Origin of the sequence: Roseivirga spongicola, assembly GCF_034376045.1 — a bacterium.
GTDB lineage: Bacteria > Bacteroidota > Bacteroidia > Cytophagales > Cyclobacteriaceae > Roseivirga > Roseivirga spongicola.
Genome location: NZ_CP139724.1, coordinates 1540011 through 1556232, shown reverse-complemented (window position 1 = coordinate 1556232; position 16222 = coordinate 1540011). Strand labels below are relative to the sequence as shown.

Sequence of the window (16222 nt, the reverse complement as noted above, 5' to 3'; positions counted from 1 at the left end):
ACTCAAGAGCCTGAGCAATATTGTATTAATTGCTCATTAATTTCGTTGCTCTAACGAAGTTTTCACCTTTTTGGATAAACAGACTCTACATATCGTCAGAACAATTTTTGCCGCGTTCATTCTAATTTCTGTAGGATGCGCCTCAAAAGGCTATCAGAACCTTAACGCTAGATATAACGGATACTTTTATGCCGACTTATATTTAACGGAAACCTACCAAGCCTTTGAGCAACAGTATGAGTATAACTTCGATGAAATTCTCAAGATCTTTCCTCAAGTAGATTCTTCTATAGTAAGCAGTAATAAGGAAAAGCTAGATGATGCTTTTAAAAAATCTAGTCAGAATATTGAGTGGTGGGAAGGCAGCGACTGGGTAGATGATAGTTACCTGATTATTGGAAAAATCCGATACCTGCGTGCGCAATGGCAGTTTGCCATTGAAACCTTCCAGTACATCAATCAAAACAGCAAGGATGATCAGGTTAGGCAGAAAGCGCTCATTGCCCTAATGAGAACTTATATGGACATGGGTAATAACGACCAAGCCTTGCAGGTTTCTCAGTTTCTAGAAGAAGAGTCGCTCACTGAAGAAAATGCTGTTGATTATCTTCTCACTTTGGCATATTTCTATCAGAGGCAAGACAACTACAGCAGAGTAAAAGAATTGTTAGAGCAAGCACAACCAGCACTAACAGATAAAAACTATAAAATCAGAGTAAACTTTATTTTAGGACAACTTGCTCAAGAGGCCGGTGAGTTTAGAAATGCCTATCTGTTCTATGATAATGCTCAAAAGGGTAATCCTCCTTATGAGATTATGTTTCATGCCAAGCTAAATAAGCTAGCCGTTTCTGGTTTTGCTAACCCTAATTATGTTGATGAGGCCTACAAAGCCTTTGAGAAGATGCTCTCTGATGGTAAGAATACAGAGTATATGGATAACATATTCTATACTATGGGCTTGCTAGAGCAAAACCGTGAAAACTTGCCTCAAGCTATTGAGCACTTCAAATCTGCTGCTCAGGTAGAACAGCCCAACCAAAGACAGCAAGGATTGGCCTATTTAAGGTTGGCAGAAATCTACTATGACGATTTAAAGAGGTTCAATTTGGCCAGTGCCTATTATGATAGTGCAGTTCAGAAGCTGCCGAAAGACATTGAGAACTTTGAGGATATTTCAAAGAGACAGACCGTTCTGAAAGACTTTGTTACTCAGCTCAACATTATTGAAACCAATGATAGCCTTCTTACACTATCTGCTATGAGCAGAGTACAACTAGAAGTTTATCTGGGAAGGTATATTGATGCTAAAGAAGCCAAGGAAAAAGAAAGAAAAGCTAAAGAGCAGCCTAGTAATCGCGGAATCAATAGGGTGGATAATTCAAATTATCAGACACCCGATGGCAGCGGGTCTTGGTACTTCTATAATCAACAAGCCATTAGCCAAGGGCAACTTGAGTTTCAGCGTATTTGGGGCAATAGGCCGTTGGAAAATAATTGGAGAAGATCTTTAAAACAGAACATTGGTATTGGCCCAGCCACTACCGTAGCAGAAGAAGAATTTGACGATCCTAATAAAGGGGCAGCTCAGCCAGACTTAAAGAGTAGTAGAGATACTGAGGTTGAAAAGCTAATGGCTACCATTCCATTTGAAGAAGATGCGAAAGAGAAAGCCCGATTAGAAATACAAGACGCATATTTTAAGCTAGGGAGCATTTATAGGTTCGGTCTGGAGCAAAACAGACAATCCATCGATAGTTATGAAACCCTACTACAGAAGTACCCACAAACTAGCCACAGAATAGATGCTCTTTATGCTCTATACACCTTGTATGAACCAATTGATGCCAGTAAATCTCAACAGTATAGGCAAATGATCATTGATGAGTTTCCTGAAACCATTATGGCCAAAACACTCATTAACCCTAATTACCTGCAAGAAAAGGCTGCCAGAAACAGAGCATTACAGTTACAATATGCTGAAGCGTATGAAGCGTATGAAGCTGGTAATTACTTATTGGCCGACCAAAGGCTACGGTCAGCACTTTCTTCTTTTGAAGATGTAGACTTTTTACCTACGGTAGAATTATTGGCTGCTATACTCAAGGCCAAAACAGAAAGCATTGTTTCTTATGAGCAAGCCTTGAACGATTTTATTGAGAAATACCCAGAAGCTCCACAGACATCTTACGCCAAAAGCTTGTTAGCCGCTGTAGCCCCAACAAAGAACCAGCGCTTGGGTAACCTTAAAGATGCGTTCAGCGAAGATTTCCAGCAAATTCATTTAGTGGCCTTCACTTTTAATCAGGCAAATTTTGAAGCAGACTCTCTAAGAAAACAAATAGATGAGTTCAATGCGGAAAACTTTAAAACAAAACTGTTTTCTGGCTTTGTAAGCTTCAACCCTCAAGAGCAAATTGGAGTAATATACATCAACAGCTTTAAGGTAAAGTCGGCAGCTGAGAGCTACAGAGAATTAATGGAAAAGGAACTGAAAAGAATTGGGCTGCAAGCCGATTCAAATTTTCATAATTTTGCCATATCGCAAGATAACTTCACACTGTTGTTCCAAAACAAAGCGTTAGATCAATACCTGGAGTTCCACAAGAAATTTTACAAAGAATGACCGCTACAGAGAAGCTAAATAAAAGAAGGCCAATACTTAAGAAAATCACCATAGCCTTATGGGTTGTTTTTGCCTTATGCATCATTGGCTTTCCCACTTATATTTGGGCGGTTAGTAATAACCTCAACAATTGGTTTGGTAACCTGCCAAGCTACAGTCAGCTAGAAAACCCTGACCAAAATCTAACTTCTCTACTTTTTACAGCCGATGGTGTACAATTAGGTTCTGGTTACTACAGAAATAATAGAAACCCTGTTACTTACGATCAACTTGGCGATAATCTCGTTCATGCTCTATTAGCAGCAGAAGACATTCGTTTTAACTCTCACTCTGGAATAGACTTAGAAAGTATGTTCCGTGTAGCTTTTGGGGTAATTACTTTCAGTCCTAAAGGCGGTGGATCTACCATTAGCCAACAGTTAGCAAAAAACCTGTTTAACACCCGGGTTATTAAGGCAGAAGACAAAGGCAAATTAGAAGGCGTAAACGGATTCTTAGATCAGCTTATTTACAAAACTAAAGAGTGGATTCTCTCTGTAAGACTGGAAAGATCTTACACCAAAGAAGAGATTATGGCTATGTATTACAATACCGTAGAATTTGGAAACAATGCCTACGGAATTAAGTCTGCAGCCAAAACATACTTCAACAAATTGCCTCATGAATTATCGGTTCAGGAGGCCGCGGTACTAGCGGGCATGCAAAAAGGTGTTACTACTTACAGACCAGATATCAACCCAGAAAACTCAATGCGCAGAAGAAATACTGTAATGAGTCAGATGGTGAAATATGATTTTCTAGACAAACGAGCTTATGATACTCTAAAGGTTCAAGAAATCAATTTGGAAGAATTCCGTCAGCAAGATCATAATACAGGCCTTGCCCAATACTTCCGTGCAGAGGCTAGTAAAGACTTGCTTGAACTTTGCCGAAACTTAGGATATGACTTATACGGTGACGGCCTCAAAATATACACTACGCTAGACTCTCGAATGCAGGCCTATGCAGAAGATGCTATGGACAGCTCTATGCGGTCACTGCAAGCTTTATTCGACCAAAAACTCGCTAAAGAAGGTAGAGATTTGTGGATAGATAGCAAGGGTAGAGAAATTGAGAATTTCTTCGAAGAGAGTGTAATCCCTAGGTCACAGGCCTATAGAAGCTTGGTAAGAAAGTACGGGAGCAAGTCAGATTCTGTTGACTACTATATGAACAAACCTAAAAAGCTGAAAGTCTTCTCTTGGGGTGGAGATATTGACACAGTAATGAGCTCGATTGATTCCATTCGATACTACAAGCAGTTTTTACAGTCAGGATTCTTGGCTACTCAACCTAGCACTGGTGCAATTAAAGCATGGGTTGGAGGAGTAAACTTTCAGCATTTCAAATATGACCACGTTCGTTATGGTAAAAGACAGCCAGGCTCATTATTTAAGCCATTCGTCTATGCCACAGCTGTAGAGCAAGGATACTCACCATGCTATACTTTCAGAGACGAGGCCGTTGCCATAAGAACAGGTAACGGATCTGAAGTCTGGGACCCTTCCAATGCAGATGGTGTTTTTTCAGGAGAAGAGATGACCATGAAACTAGCCATGGCAAAATCTGTAAATTCTATTACTGCCAGAGTAATGGATATAGTTAAGCCAGATAAGGTGGTAGATATGGCAAAACGTCTGGGTGTAAATAGTCCTATTAAACCTCTTTACGCCATGTCTTTAGGAACGGAAGACGTATCCTTATTCGAAATCTTAGGTGCTTATGGAACATTCGCCAATAAAGGAACACACATAGAACCATATTATATTTCCAGAATAGAAGACAAGTATGGTAACGAGATATATAGACATGTACCGAGAAAGAGCAAGGCAATTAATGAAGATGTAGCTTACGTAATGCTTAACATGATGCAAGAAACGGTGAGAAACGGTTCTGGTATTAGACTTTGGGCACCTAAGTACTACAACCTTACTGACTATAATCAAACTGAATTCTCAATTGGTGCGAAAACAGGAACCACCCAAAACGCTTCAGATGGATGGTTTGTAGCAGTTACCAACGATATTGTTGCTGGCGCCTGGGTAGGAGGAGATGACCGTGCAATTCACTTTACTCATTGGCCTGATGGGCAAGGAGCAAGAACTGCAATGCCAATTGTAGCCCTCTTCTTACAAGATATCTACGCTGACTCTACCCTTAATCTTCAAAAGACAGTATTCCAAAGACCACCCAACCTGAGCATGGAAATAGATTGTCAGAAGTTTGTAGATGTACTTACCCCTACGGATACCACCATTTATGACGATGATATTTACTAATTTCGGCCTATGGAGGTCACCCGATTCGATCCTAAGGATGTATTGAATCTTCCCGATAACCCGGGAGTTTACCGTTTTTTCAATGAAGAAGACGTGCTCATTTATGTGGGTAAAGCCAAGAGCCTGAAAAAACGTGTTTCTAGTTACTTCAATAAACAAAGTGGAGTAAATAGAAAAACCAGAAGGTTAGTATCGGAAATCAAGGCCATAGAAGTTACGTTGGTTAACAATGAATTCGATGCGCTGCTGTTAGAGAACAATCTCATTAAGCAGAATCAGCCTCGGTATAACATTCTACTAAAAGACGATAAGACCTACCCGTACATATGTGTTTCCAACGAACGGTTTCCACGCATTTACAGTACCCGAAAGTTCATTCCGTCTAACGGTACTTACTTTGGCCCATTTGCCTCTGTAAAAGCCATGAATAATATTCTCAGGCTTATCAACTCTTTGTTCACTTTAAGAACTTGCCGATTCGACCTGAGCGAAGAAAACATTAGCAAAGGCAAATTTAAGGTATGTCTGGAGTACCATATTGGCAATTGCAAAGGCCCTTGCGAGGCACTTCAATCAGAAGCCGATTACCTAGATGATGTAAATCAAGCCATCCACATACTGAAGGGAAATCTCTCAATCCCGAAGCAGTTCTTCAAAGAACAAATGACATCAGCTGCTCAAAAGCTTGAATTTGAAAAAGCCCAGCAATACAAAGACAAACTTGAGTCTGTAGATAGGTTCCAATCTAAGTCTATAGTTGTGAGCCCGAACATTGCTGACATGGATGTATTCACCATTGTTTCAGACGAAAAGTGGGCCTTTGTAAACTACCTGAGGATCAAGAACGGAACTATCAATCTCTCTCAAACCAGTGAGATAAAGAAAAGACTCAATGAGTCAGATGAAGAGATCTTGAGTCTCATGATTATAGATTTAAAAGACAAGTTCCAGAGCACTGCTAAGGAGGTACTCACAAATAGAGAGCTAGCGCTTCACACAGAAAACTTTAAGCTGCTGCTACCACAACGAGGCGATAAAAAGAAGTTGATAGACCTATCGTTAAAGAATGCTCTATTCGCTAAAAAGGAGAAATATACTTCTCTCGAAAATGTAAAGGATAAAGGCAATAGAGTACTTAAGCAGCTACAGGCAGACTTATCGCTTAAAGAACTACCTGTTCATATAGAGTGCTTCGATAACTCTAACATACAAGGCACAAACCCAGTGGCCAGTATGGTCTGCTTTAAAATGGGCAGACCTTCTAAAAAAGATTATCGCCATTACAAGATTAAAACTGTGGTTGGCCCAGACGATTTTGGCTCCATGAAAGAGGTAGTAGGAAGGCGATATAAAAGACTGCTCGATGAAAATGAGCCGCTACCTAAGCTAATTGTTATTGATGGTGGAAAAGGCCAGTTAAATGCGGCTTGCGAGGCGCTCAAAGAGCTCAATATCTATGGAGAGATTCCAATCATTGGTATTGCAAAACGCCTTGAAGAGCTCTACTTCCCAGAAGATTCCTTCCCGATCCATATAGATAAGAAGTCGGAATCACTCAGACTTATTCAAAAACTAAGAGATGAGGCGCATAGGTTTGCTATTACATTCCATAGAGATCTTCGCAGTAAGAATAGCTTTAACTTTGAACTGGAAGAAGTGAAAGGTTTGGGCAAGGCCACAGTAGATAAATTGCTTCGAAAATACCGAACCATGAGTAAGATTGAGCAAGCCCCACATGAAGAAATAGAATCGCTGATAGGCAAATCAAAAGCAGCAATTGTCACCAATTATATCAAACAAAAAAAGGAAGCCAAATAGCTTCCTTCTTCTTTATCTTCAAACCAAGGGTTAGTATTCCCAAAGGTTATGCATTTTCTCTAATAGCTCCATACGCTTTCTCATGGCCTGTTCAATGATGCTATAATCATAGTCAGACTTACCGTAAAGGGTCTGAATATTGCTATCGTCAGAGTTCTGGAACTTAGTAATGTATGCACTGAACAACCTTAAGTCGAACGCATGGGCAAAATTGATATTTCTATCGCGAGGGTTCTTTGGGTTATACCAGTAAGCAGTATTCTTATTACTTTCGGAATAAACCTGCTCAATGTAGTTCACCAATTCCTCATACTTAATTCTCACAATCTCTCTTTCTGTTCCTGCTACCGAAGCCTTAGGAGGTGCAACCAAGGTTATGGATACAATATCCCACTTGGCGAGCGATTGATTTCTATCGAAGATCATATCCTCCTCAATCAACAATACATCTAAATCTCCTTTATTAGCCGGATCTAGTGGTCTAGCAGCAGAAGCAGCCTGGTACTCCACATCAATAATAGAGTCTAATCTTGCATCTGAATACTCTGCAAACCTACCACCATCTCTAGTCTTCAACTCAGCTCTATCCTGCCCTCTCAAGGCTTCGTCATAGTTACCCTGAGCGGTAGACATATTTTTGAGGTTATTTCTGAAGTCTGTTTCAGATAATATATCCTCTTCTGAAAAACCAGCAGCGCCAGTTTCAAAAGTTGCATAAGGAGTTATACCTACTTGTTGATCTAAAGCCTGACTTTTAGCATCGTAATAGGCCTCAATTCCATTTAAGATTACCTCAGAAATTCTAGACTCTTTAGCATTCCAAGCAGAATTCAACTTTTCGTTGAAGTTCATTTTGGACCAAAGTCTAATACTCCACATCACATCTTCATCTCTGATTGGACGAACAGAGAATTCGTTGTTGAGCTTGCGAGCACTATTAAGCCCGGCAACTCTAGTGGTACTTTCAATAGACTGCAAGAATTTTGCAGGATCGGTACCTGCTCCTTGCTCATCTTGTGCCTTAACTAAAGTCACGAATAATAGTGCCAATAAAATTGCCGAAACTCTTTTCATCTTAGTTAATATTTAAAGTCATATCTCCTGTAAACTTGATAGGAATTCTATCGTTCTTGTAGTTCAACCTTACGATCTCCTCAACATAAACGACAATTCTATCACCGGATTGCATCTGACTGATTAATGGTCCTAAATCCACACGTGAAGTTGGACTAGATATTTCAATTGTTCTTTTAGTTTGTTTTCCTCTTGCTAGAGTTACCTGCCCCTTACTCACCAAGAATTGAGAATCGTTCGGGAATCTTTCAGCAAAGTCAGGATCAGAAGGAAGGAACAAAGTCAAATTCGTTGGCTTTTCATCCAAACCATTTTTAGCATTATACGGCTGACCGTTTGGTCTAACATCTAATCTAGGTAATGGAACTGGCTTAGCCTGAAACTCTCTAGTACCAATTGGTAAACCCGCACTAGAAACCGCAATGCTCACCTCTCTTTGAGAAGGATCTACAATAATCTGCCCTTTTTGAGAACCTGTAGTAAATGTTCCACCAGAAACTCTAAACTGAGGTTGATAAGCTGGCCCTAAAGCAGGGACATTGATATTCAGGTTATTGGCGCAACCTAGGTATAGCACCTCAACAGATTGAGATCTAACATCGATTACAGGTCGAGCTACTTGATACTCATGAGTTGTCGTTCTAGTAATAGTTCCACCATTACCATCTTCAGCTGTAATCTCCACTTCGAAAGATTGAGTGGCTAAGCCATTAGCATCATACTCATTTGCCTGAGCACTTGTTGTAAAGTTGATAATTCCTCTACCATTAACCACATCTATTTCAACCCCATTTCGCTTGATGGTTGGCTGCAAAGATGAGTTACCGAGAGTCAAAAACGCCTGAGCATTAAAGTCCAAACCAGCAGTTACCAAGTTAGACTCTGAAAGAATTGTTGCTTGAGCATAGTCAATACCTGCAAATCTTCCTTCTAGCATATCTTCAGCCTTTATCTCAGTAGAAGCAGTTCCTGAGTTAGAATTACTTCTTGGTGTATTGCTTGGTTTAGCAGAAGCATTGTCTGATGGAGTTTGCGCTGGAGAAGAGCTTGGAGTATCTGCAGTTACAGGGTCAACATCGCTCAGGTTGGGAATATCTCCCGGCTTAGTAGTTACCGCAGTACCTACCAACCCTCTTAGTTTGTTCAAAGCTTCAGACTCTTTGCTATAGATTTGATTCTTGTAGAAAGTCAACTGTGCTAAAACAGATGCTAAAGGCGCTTTATAAAAGTTGAAGTGAGCGTAATCATCTTTCAATGCCTCTTTATTGTTTTCATAGAACTTAATGTCTTCCGCCTTTATAGCGATAGACTTAAGCCACTCATCACTCATTCCGCCTTTACCCAAAAGGTTAATGGCGCCATTCACCTTACCGGTATAGTCATCGAGACGAGTTTTTAACTCATCGGCATTACCCAATTCTACTAAGTACCTGCTTGGTTCTTCATACTTCTTCAATGTAGATCTCTCGTACACTTTAGAAGTATCTCCACCAGCTGAAGCTTTTCCTAACTCCAGTTTTAGGTTATCTATGTAATTAGCCAATTCGGTTGTGTAAGAACGAATTTCTTCAGCTACTTTTTCAACCGCTTGGTCTCCTTCTTTGTCTCCTTGGTTTTCTACATCGTTTTGAATGCTTTCTAAAACAGTAGCATTGTAGTCTACCATAGACTCGTTGGCTACTTGTAGCCCATTCTCAATAAGAACGAACTTTTCAAGTACCGTATCTTTAATCTGCAAGGCTAGAAGAGCAGTTAGCACGAGATACATCATGCCAATCATCTTCTGCCGTGGATTTTCCTTAGCTCCTGCCATAATAGATCAGGTTTAGTTGTTCGTTTGTTTCATGGCAGATAGCATAGCACCATACACTTTGTTCAATGAGGTGATGTTGCTATTCAATTGAGCCATTTGAGATTGGAATTCCTCGGTAGCTTTAGCAGTATTCATAGCTCCCTTAATCATGGTTTCCATGTTAGTCAAATAGCCTTTCATGTATTTTGCTACAGACTCAGTGTCTGTTAATTCAGCCTTGTAAGCTCCACTTAAAGCCTGAAGTTGAGTAGCAGCTTCTTTTAACTGAACCTGATATTGCTCAGTAGCTGTTTTCAATTGAGCTTGGTTATTACCAGAACCCTTAACAGAGCTTGCAACTTCTGCAAATGCAGCGGCAGCCTGAGAAGTAGATTGATCAATTTTAGAAAGAGAAGTAGCAGCCGTTTTTGCGCTTTTAGCATACTCATCGGTAGCTACTGCTGCATTGGTCATATTGGCTAGAGACTTGGCATTCTGAGCCAAGTTATCCATACCTTGTTTAAGGTTTTGAAGACCATCTTTGCTGATAGCCGCTTGCTTCAACATTTTTTCCAAGGTTACATCGTCTTTTGGAGAAGCCGCACTTGGAGCGCCATCCTTTACAGTGGCATGATATAATTCTTTAGTATAGTCAGTTGCCTTAGGTTCAAATGCACTGAAAGCAAAGATTAGAGCTTCAGTACCAAGACCTAGAATAAGCATTTCAGTTGCACCAGCCCATCCGTTCAATTTGAACATAGCACCTACAATTACAACTGCGGCACCTAGACCGTAGATTTTCGGCATGATGTTGCCGTAGAAGTTTTGGGTAAATTTACTAGCCATCTTTATTTATTTGTTGGGTTGAAGATCAATGTTAGTGTTTGATATTGATTCTATTATTGTCCTAGATAATCCATAGCACATCTGAATCCTATAGAAGCAGAGGCCACATCTCTATATTCAAAAGTTCTAGTTCCTGTTTGTAAATAGTAGGAAATATCATTCCATGCTCCTCCTCTTACTACCTTCTTACCGAAGTGAGGACTTCTGCTTTCTTCTAGAGAATCGTAAGTGAACATTGGGTTAAGATCCCATACTAAAGGATTGTAAACCGGAGAGAAATCATCTCTTACCCATTCTGCCACATTACCTGCCATGTTATATAGGTTAAATGGATTTGGAAGGAATGAGTTTACCGGAGCGGTATAAGGATAACCATCATCGGCATAAGCACCTCTACCAGGTTTAAAGTTGGCCAAGAAACAACCATCTCTATTTCTAATGTAAGGCCCACCCCATGGGTATTTTACAATTTCTTTACCTCCTCTGGCAGCATATTCCCACTCAGCTTCTGTTGGAAGTCTAAAGTTAGGGTAGCGGCTTTCAATTGGAGATGTATCTACGAATGTACTTGCTTCAGGTCCTGAGGCTGCTCCACCCTGAGGACCAGTAGCGCCTAATGGCCCACCAATAGCTCCTGCCGGATCAGCTTGATTCTTATTCTTTCCGAAAGAGAAAAGACCTCCTCCGCCTTCGTTCTTCGCTTGCTGACCATTGTTCAGGAAAATGGTTCTCCAAGCAGAAAATTTCTCTGCAGCATCCCAGCTAACACCCACTACAGGGTAATCATCAAAGGCAGAGTGCTCAAAATAATATTGAGTCATTCTATCTCCGTAGTGATAAGTAAATTCCTGATCCCAGACGTTAGGGTTAGGAACTACCGATGCCAAAAGCTCTCTTGTGTAGTATCTATCACCTTTTTCTGCCAAGTCGGCAATGTGATAAAGGAATTGACGGTATTCGTTATTGGTAATTTCTTCAGCGTCCATGAAGAACGAACTCACCGTGATTTGTCTATTAAAGTTGATTTGAGAGGCAGCCACATCTTCATCTGCTTGCCCCATGTAGAAAGTTCCTCCAGGAATTTGAACCATTCCATAAGGTAGTTCTTGATACCAACCTTCTCTATCGAGTACACCCAGAAGTTGGCCTTCATCGATCAGTGCTTGTTCTTTTCCACCTCCTCCAAGGAAGCCTTCGAACATGCTACATCCCGAACTCAAGAACAACAAAGCCATTAACGTCAGACCCAGTACAGACTTCTTCATTGTTTTAGTTTTTAGTCTATTTGCCCAACCACATATCCCTCATTTGGCAAATAAAGCGCGAAAATTAATATTTTATTGTTAGTAATCCATCCGAGGATAGAAAATTATACAAACCTTAATCTTAAGTAAACTTTTGTTTAGTAACGGTATCTCGGAGTCCTTATGATGTTCCTTCCAAGATTTATTCCGTTGCTTCTTGTTGGGAATTTGTAAATGAGCATAACCTCTTGAGAAGTGGGCTCTTTACTGTCCCTGTCAGCTAGAACTACATCTAGTGCATAAGCCAACGCCAAACTACGATCTTTTAGTATACTGTAACCAATCATAACCGAAGCCGATTCGGATTGGCGATAGGATAATCCTCCCCAAAGTTGGTCGTTGTATCTTCCAACAACGCTCAAGTCCCAAGAGTAGGAGTTAAACCCTACAGATTTCAACAATAAAGTCGGTGTGATCGTAACTTCAGGGCTTACTGCATAATCGTAGCCTGCTGTTAAATAGTAGTGTCGAATTAATTGATTGGCAATTTGATCTTGACCGAAGTCAAATTCTGGTTGAAGTAAGTGATTTGTACTGAAACCACCAAAAAAATTTCCTTTTCTGTAAAGTATCCCTACTCCTACATCTGGACGTATCTGAGATTCTTTTCCGCTGAGGTTAGCCAAGTCATCGCTAGGGTCTACTAAAACGAGTTCGTCAAAATCTAAACCACTAGAAAACATACCCGCTGTAATTCCAATGCTTATAGAAGCATCACCAGGAATAGGAATGTAGTAAGAGCCAGAGAATTTAAGCTCTAAGTTATTTGAAGGCCCTAGGTTGTCATTCATCAGATGAACGCCTAATCCTCCATTCCACCACTTAGATAAACTGCTGTAGCTAATGAATTGGGTGGTTGGTGCACCACCCTGGTTTATAGTACCATCATAACCAAACCATTGAGAACGGTGAATGGCAGTTAGTGTATTTGCATTGGACAACCCAGTAAAGGCAGCATTGTAGTACATGGGGTTAAACATGTACTGTGTAAACTGTGCATCTTGCTGAGCCCTCAATCCAAAGGCTGAAAAAAGAAAGAAAAAGGCTAGGCCAATGGCTCTTGACATATTCAGGTAACGCGAATTTTAGACGTTTTATTTAAACAGTCCCTCAATAATACAAGAAAACTAGCTTTTGCCCTTAGGTGTTGCCAGAATTAAAGATTATTTGCCTTTTTTATGTAAAGCTCCAATGCTCCTGTCATTGAAGGCGCGTTTGGTTGAGGCGCTTCAATGTCTATTTCAAGGCTAGCTTCTTTGGCAGCTTGAGCTGTTGTAGGCCCAAAAACGGCTATTCTTGTATCATTTTGCTTAAACTCTGGAAAGTTAACAAAGAGTGAGTTAATTCCACTTGGGCTATAGAATGCCAAAATATCATAAGTCACATCGTCAAGATCGGACAAATCACTAGCCACAGTTTCATAAATAACTGCTTCTGAAAAATTGTATCCGTTCTTTTCCAAATAATTAGGAATGTCTTCTTTACGAATATTTGAACAAGGGAATAGATACTTTTCGTTCTTGTGCTTTTTCAGAATCTCAATAAGATCTTGAGCGGTTTTAGAACCTGTAAATATCTTTCTCTTTCTAACTACAATATACTTCTGTAGATAGTACGCGGTCTGTTCAGAAATACAGAAGTATTTCATATCGGCCGGCACCTCAATTTTGAGGTCTTTACAAATGGCAAAGAAGTGATCTACTGCATTACGGCTAGTGAAAATGATAGCCGTATGCTTAAGAATATCAATTTTTTGCTTTCTGAATTCCTTAGCCGCAATCGGGTCAACCTGAATAAAAGGCCTGAAATCAATCTTGATTCCATACTTTTTGGCTAACGAATAATAAGGTGACTTTGGATCAGATGGCTTTGGTTGTGAAACGAGGATACTCTTAACTGGTTTTAGCCTCTCCTCAGACGTGCTATTGGACATATTCTTCCCTGCTTTTTATCCTTTGGCTTTGATTAGGTTATCAGTTTAAGGCCGATTAAAGTAGGCATTAATTCTGTGGTGCAAAGGTAAGAAAATATATATAAGTTGCTACACGCTCCTAAACTTCGAATCTTAAAGAATAAGTTTATCAACCTGAACACTAGGTAAATAACCAATACTACGGCCAAAATCTCTAATGCCACCATCGGAAAGTTAAACCGTACATAGATTGAAATGCTCAAAATAGCATACAACAGGATAGAAAAGCTGTGATTGAAAGACTGGAACTCTTGAAAATGCCTTGTTTCTTCAGCGGGAATATTAAACAACCAGCCAAAGATTCTGACGAATAAAAATTTGAGAAACATTACAAACTGAATGGCTACGCCAAGTATGAGCCATACGGCAATTCCCCAAGGTAATGTTGTAATTTCTAGCCAAGGCAAGGCAGTCCTCAATTCAGAATGGAAGAAATAGATACAGAGAATTCCGAAACTAAAACTAAGCGATAGTACTCCGGTAAAATAGAAGCTTTCGGTACTAAACAGCCTAATACCTGAGCCAAAATCTTCTCTATATCGGAAGTTCAGGAATTTGTCGAAGCTGTAAATCGAAGAGAACAGTTTAGGGTAAATTATTCTAGAAACCGCAAAAACAATAAAGAGCAGCATGGCTATGGCCATGGCAATATTTCTGAATAACTCGTTTTCTGCTAATACCTCTTGCATTAAAACCTTGTGGTGAACCCAAAGTGAATTTTAGACTGGTTAAAGTTAATAGCTCCAGTTGAATTTGAGGTTCCTAATGCGTAAACAAAATTGAAAATACCTGTATTTGTAGCAAAGCTTATCCCAGTACCTAAGCCCAAGGCTAAATCTGCTTGTTTATTCTCCTGCCTTACAAATCGTTCTTCTACATAGCCCAAGTCTGTAAAAAGTAACAGATAGGAAGTTTCATCTAAATAAAATCTAGACTCCAGATTTGAATAGACAAACGTTGTGGCAAAGTAGCTTGCTTCATCAAACCCTCTGATACTCCTTAAACCACCAATTCTGTAAGCATCGTTTTGGAACAAATTATCACTGCTCAGCAAGCCTCCATGCAATGAAGTATACATAGTTGTTTTTGAGCTAAGTGGAAAATAATAATCAAAACCCAGATCGTATTGGTACTGAAGTGTTTGCATATCTACCTGGGCGTAAAGCTCGTTGGGCAATTCTGCATTAGGTCTAATGGTCTTGTTTCCAACAGAACCAGCTAACTCAAATAGTAGTCCCGATTTTGGTAGAATAACATCATCCAAATTGTTGAAGCTATAGCGGAGTCCATACCTTGTTAATCGGAAATCAAGAATATCAGGAAGTTCAGTGCTTCCCTGATATTGAGAGGTAGCTATTAAATCTGTAGCTGTAAACTTAGTGATGAGCCCTAAATTAGAAGAAGCGCCTAAATTCAGATTAAGGTCGAAACCCAAAATTCGCCTGTTAAACGTACTATCCTGTTTAAGGAAATTGAAATCGCTTTGAAGAGAGAGTGAACTGCCGAACAAGTTTGGGTGATCATATTCTAGCGCGAGTGTCTGCGTTTCTTCACGTAGCCTGCGCCAGTGAATACCTATATGTTTACCCGAGGCAAATGGATTATATAATTCTAGATCGAACTGACCTGTGAGCAAAAGGCCACTTTCCCTACCGCTGTTTGGCAAAAGGCCTATAATGCCATCAATGGTGTTCACCTTTCTTTTTTCTACCTCTAGCACCACTCGGCCTTCACTATTTTGAAAGGTAAGTAAGGGCGACTTGCTAAGCCTTAGGTAAGGTAATTTTCGGAGTTTCGGTACAATGGCATCAACCAAACGTTGATCATATATTTTACCAAGTTCAATTCCCAAATAAGCCTCGGCAAACTTAGACTTCAATACATTCGACTGAACCACCTGAACGGAATCAAAAGTTATTGGCGGACCAAAGTCTACATTCAGCGCAGCAGAAAAACCATCGCCTTCAATTTGAAGGGAGTCAAACTTAATTGAAGCGAAAGGGTAGCCATGTCTTTCCGCAAACTTCAAAACGTTAGCTTCTAATTTTTCGATTTCTGTTATCCTAAATGGCTTGTTACTGAAGTTGCTCTGTTTAAAGTTAAGCCTTCGCCAAAGCTCATCATCTAGGTTTCCTGCTCGCAGATTAATCCATTCAAATTGAGGGCCTACAAGTATATATAGCTTCATCTCAGAATTTTCGAGCTGAGCCTTATTCAATTCGGCAAGTAAAAAACCTTCTCTATGAAGGCCAGAGACTAAGTTCTGCCCTACTGAAATACCAGACAATGAATCGGCTACTCTCCTCGTGTACTTATAAGACCGAAGAATTTGGTCAGAATTATCTATTGAGACCACCTCCAAATTGAGTAATTGTTGGGCCTGAGAGACCTTGCCTCCAAGAAAAAGTGATAGGAATAGTGCCAGTAAAGCAAGGCGGTGTAAAGGCATAGCTTATATTTAAGCGAAATTAA

At 40.0% G+C, this 16222-nt stretch carries 11 protein-coding genes; 3 read left to right on the top strand and 8 right to left on the bottom strand.

Going from position 1 to position 16222, the window contains the following annotated elements; genetic code table 11:
* Positions 1-70: 70 nt before the first annotated feature.
* Genes porW through uvrC form a run of 3 tightly spaced genes read left to right on the top strand, consistent with a single transcriptional unit; the run spans position 71 to position 6762 of the window.
* On the top strand, positions 71-2626 hold the full coding sequence (gene porW / locus T7867_RS06900; protein WP_322300002.1) for a type IX secretion system periplasmic lipoprotein PorW/SprE: 2556 nt from the start codon (positions 71-73) through the stop codon (positions 2624-2626).
* Positions 2623-4944, top strand: coding sequence for a transglycosylase domain-containing protein (locus T7867_RS06895; protein WP_322300001.1), 2322 nt, complete (start codon positions 2623-2625; stop codon positions 4942-4944). The genes porW and T7867_RS06895 overlap by 4 nt, the downstream gene beginning before the upstream one ends.
* Positions 4945-4953: 9 nt before the next feature.
* On the top strand, positions 4954-6762 hold the full coding sequence (gene uvrC, locus T7867_RS06890) for an excinuclease ABC subunit UvrC (RefSeq protein ID WP_322300000.1): 1809 nt from the start codon (positions 4954-4956) through the stop codon (positions 6760-6762).
* Positions 6763-6792: 30 nt separating this feature from the next.
* Here the strand turns inward: uvrC and T7867_RS06885 are convergent, their stop codons facing one another.
* The 8 genes from T7867_RS06885 to T7867_RS06850 all read right to left on the bottom strand — a co-directional run bounded on the left by T7867_RS06885 (position 6793) and on the right by T7867_RS06850 (position 16199).
* A complete protein-coding gene (locus T7867_RS06885) occupies positions 6793-7836 on the bottom strand; it encodes a hypothetical protein (RefSeq protein ID WP_322299999.1) in 1044 nt (347 codons plus the stop codon).
* Between the two features lies 1 nt (position 7837).
* The gene (gene porM, locus T7867_RS06880; protein ID WP_322299998.1) at positions 7838-9649 is read right to left on the bottom strand and encodes a type IX secretion system motor protein PorM/GldM; all 1812 of its coding nucleotides are present in this window, start codon (positions 9647-9649) and stop codon (positions 7838-7840) included.
* Positions 9650-9661: 12 nt separating this feature from the next.
* Positions 9662-10474, bottom strand: coding sequence for a type IX secretion system motor protein PorL/GldL (gene porL, locus T7867_RS06875; RefSeq protein WP_068217165.1), 813 nt, complete (start codon positions 10472-10474; stop codon positions 9662-9664).
* Between the two features lie 53 nt (positions 10475-10527).
* Positions 10528-11739, bottom strand: a complete 1212-nt coding sequence (locus tag T7867_RS06870) for an SUMF1/EgtB/PvdO family nonheme iron enzyme (protein ID WP_068217164.1) — start codon at positions 11737-11739, stop codon at positions 10528-10530.
* Positions 11740-11876: 137 nt separating this feature from the next.
* Complete coding sequence (locus T7867_RS06865; RefSeq protein ID WP_273277232.1) at positions 11877-12845, bottom strand: PorP/SprF family type IX secretion system membrane protein; 969 nt, start codon at positions 12843-12845, stop codon at positions 11877-11879.
* Positions 12846-12934: 89 nt separating this feature from the next.
* Positions 12935-13711 (bottom strand): uroporphyrinogen-III synthase, encoded by a 777-nt coding sequence (locus tag T7867_RS06860; protein WP_068217161.1) that lies wholly within the window; start codon positions 13709-13711, stop codon positions 12935-12937.
* 32 nt (positions 13712-13743) lie between these two features.
* On the bottom strand, positions 13744-14439 hold the full coding sequence (locus tag T7867_RS06855) for a DUF4271 domain-containing protein (protein ID WP_322299997.1): 696 nt from the start codon (positions 14437-14439) through the stop codon (positions 13744-13746).
* Positions 14439-16199, bottom strand: a complete 1761-nt coding sequence (locus T7867_RS06850; RefSeq protein WP_322299996.1) for a ShlB/FhaC/HecB family hemolysin secretion/activation protein — start codon at positions 16197-16199, stop codon at positions 14439-14441. Before T7867_RS06850 ends, T7867_RS06855 begins: the two co-directional genes overlap by 1 nt.
* Positions 16200-16222 lie beyond the last annotated feature (23 nt).

Bases quoted from the DNA above. Each gene is read 5' to 3' on its own strand.
- T7867_RS06850 (WP_322299996.1), bottom strand. From the start codon at position 16,199: ATGCCTTTACACCGCCTTGCTTTACTGGCACTATTCCTATCACTTTTT.
- T7867_RS06885 (WP_322299999.1), bottom strand. From the start codon at position 7,836: ATGAAAAGAGTTTCGGCAATTTTATTGGCACTATTATTCGTGACTTTA.
- T7867_RS06855 (WP_322299997.1), bottom strand. From the start codon at position 14,439: ATGCAAGAGGTATTAGCAGAAAACGAGTTATTCAGAAATATTGCCATG.
- porL (WP_068217165.1), bottom strand. From the start codon at position 10,474: ATGGCTAGTAAATTTACCCAAAACTTCTACGGCAACATCATGCCGAAA.
- T7867_RS06870 (WP_068217164.1), bottom strand. From the start codon at position 11,739: ATGAAGAAGTCTGTACTGGGTCTGACGTTAATGGCTTTGTTGTTCTTG.
- porM (WP_322299998.1), bottom strand. From the start codon at position 9,649: ATGGCAGGAGCTAAGGAAAATCCACGGCAGAAGATGATTGGCATGATG.
- T7867_RS06860 (WP_068217161.1), bottom strand. From the start codon at position 13,711: ATGTCCAATAGCACGTCTGAGGAGAGGCTAAAACCAGTTAAGAGTATC.
- uvrC (WP_322300000.1), top strand. From the start codon at position 4,954: ATGGAGGTCACCCGATTCGATCCTAAGGATGTATTGAATCTTCCCGAT.
- T7867_RS06895 (WP_322300001.1), top strand. From the start codon at position 2,623: ATGACCGCTACAGAGAAGCTAAATAAAAGAAGGCCAATACTTAAGAAA.
- T7867_RS06865 (WP_273277232.1), bottom strand. From the start codon at position 12,845: ATGTCAAGAGCCATTGGCCTAGCCTTTTTCTTTCTTTTTTCAGCCTTT.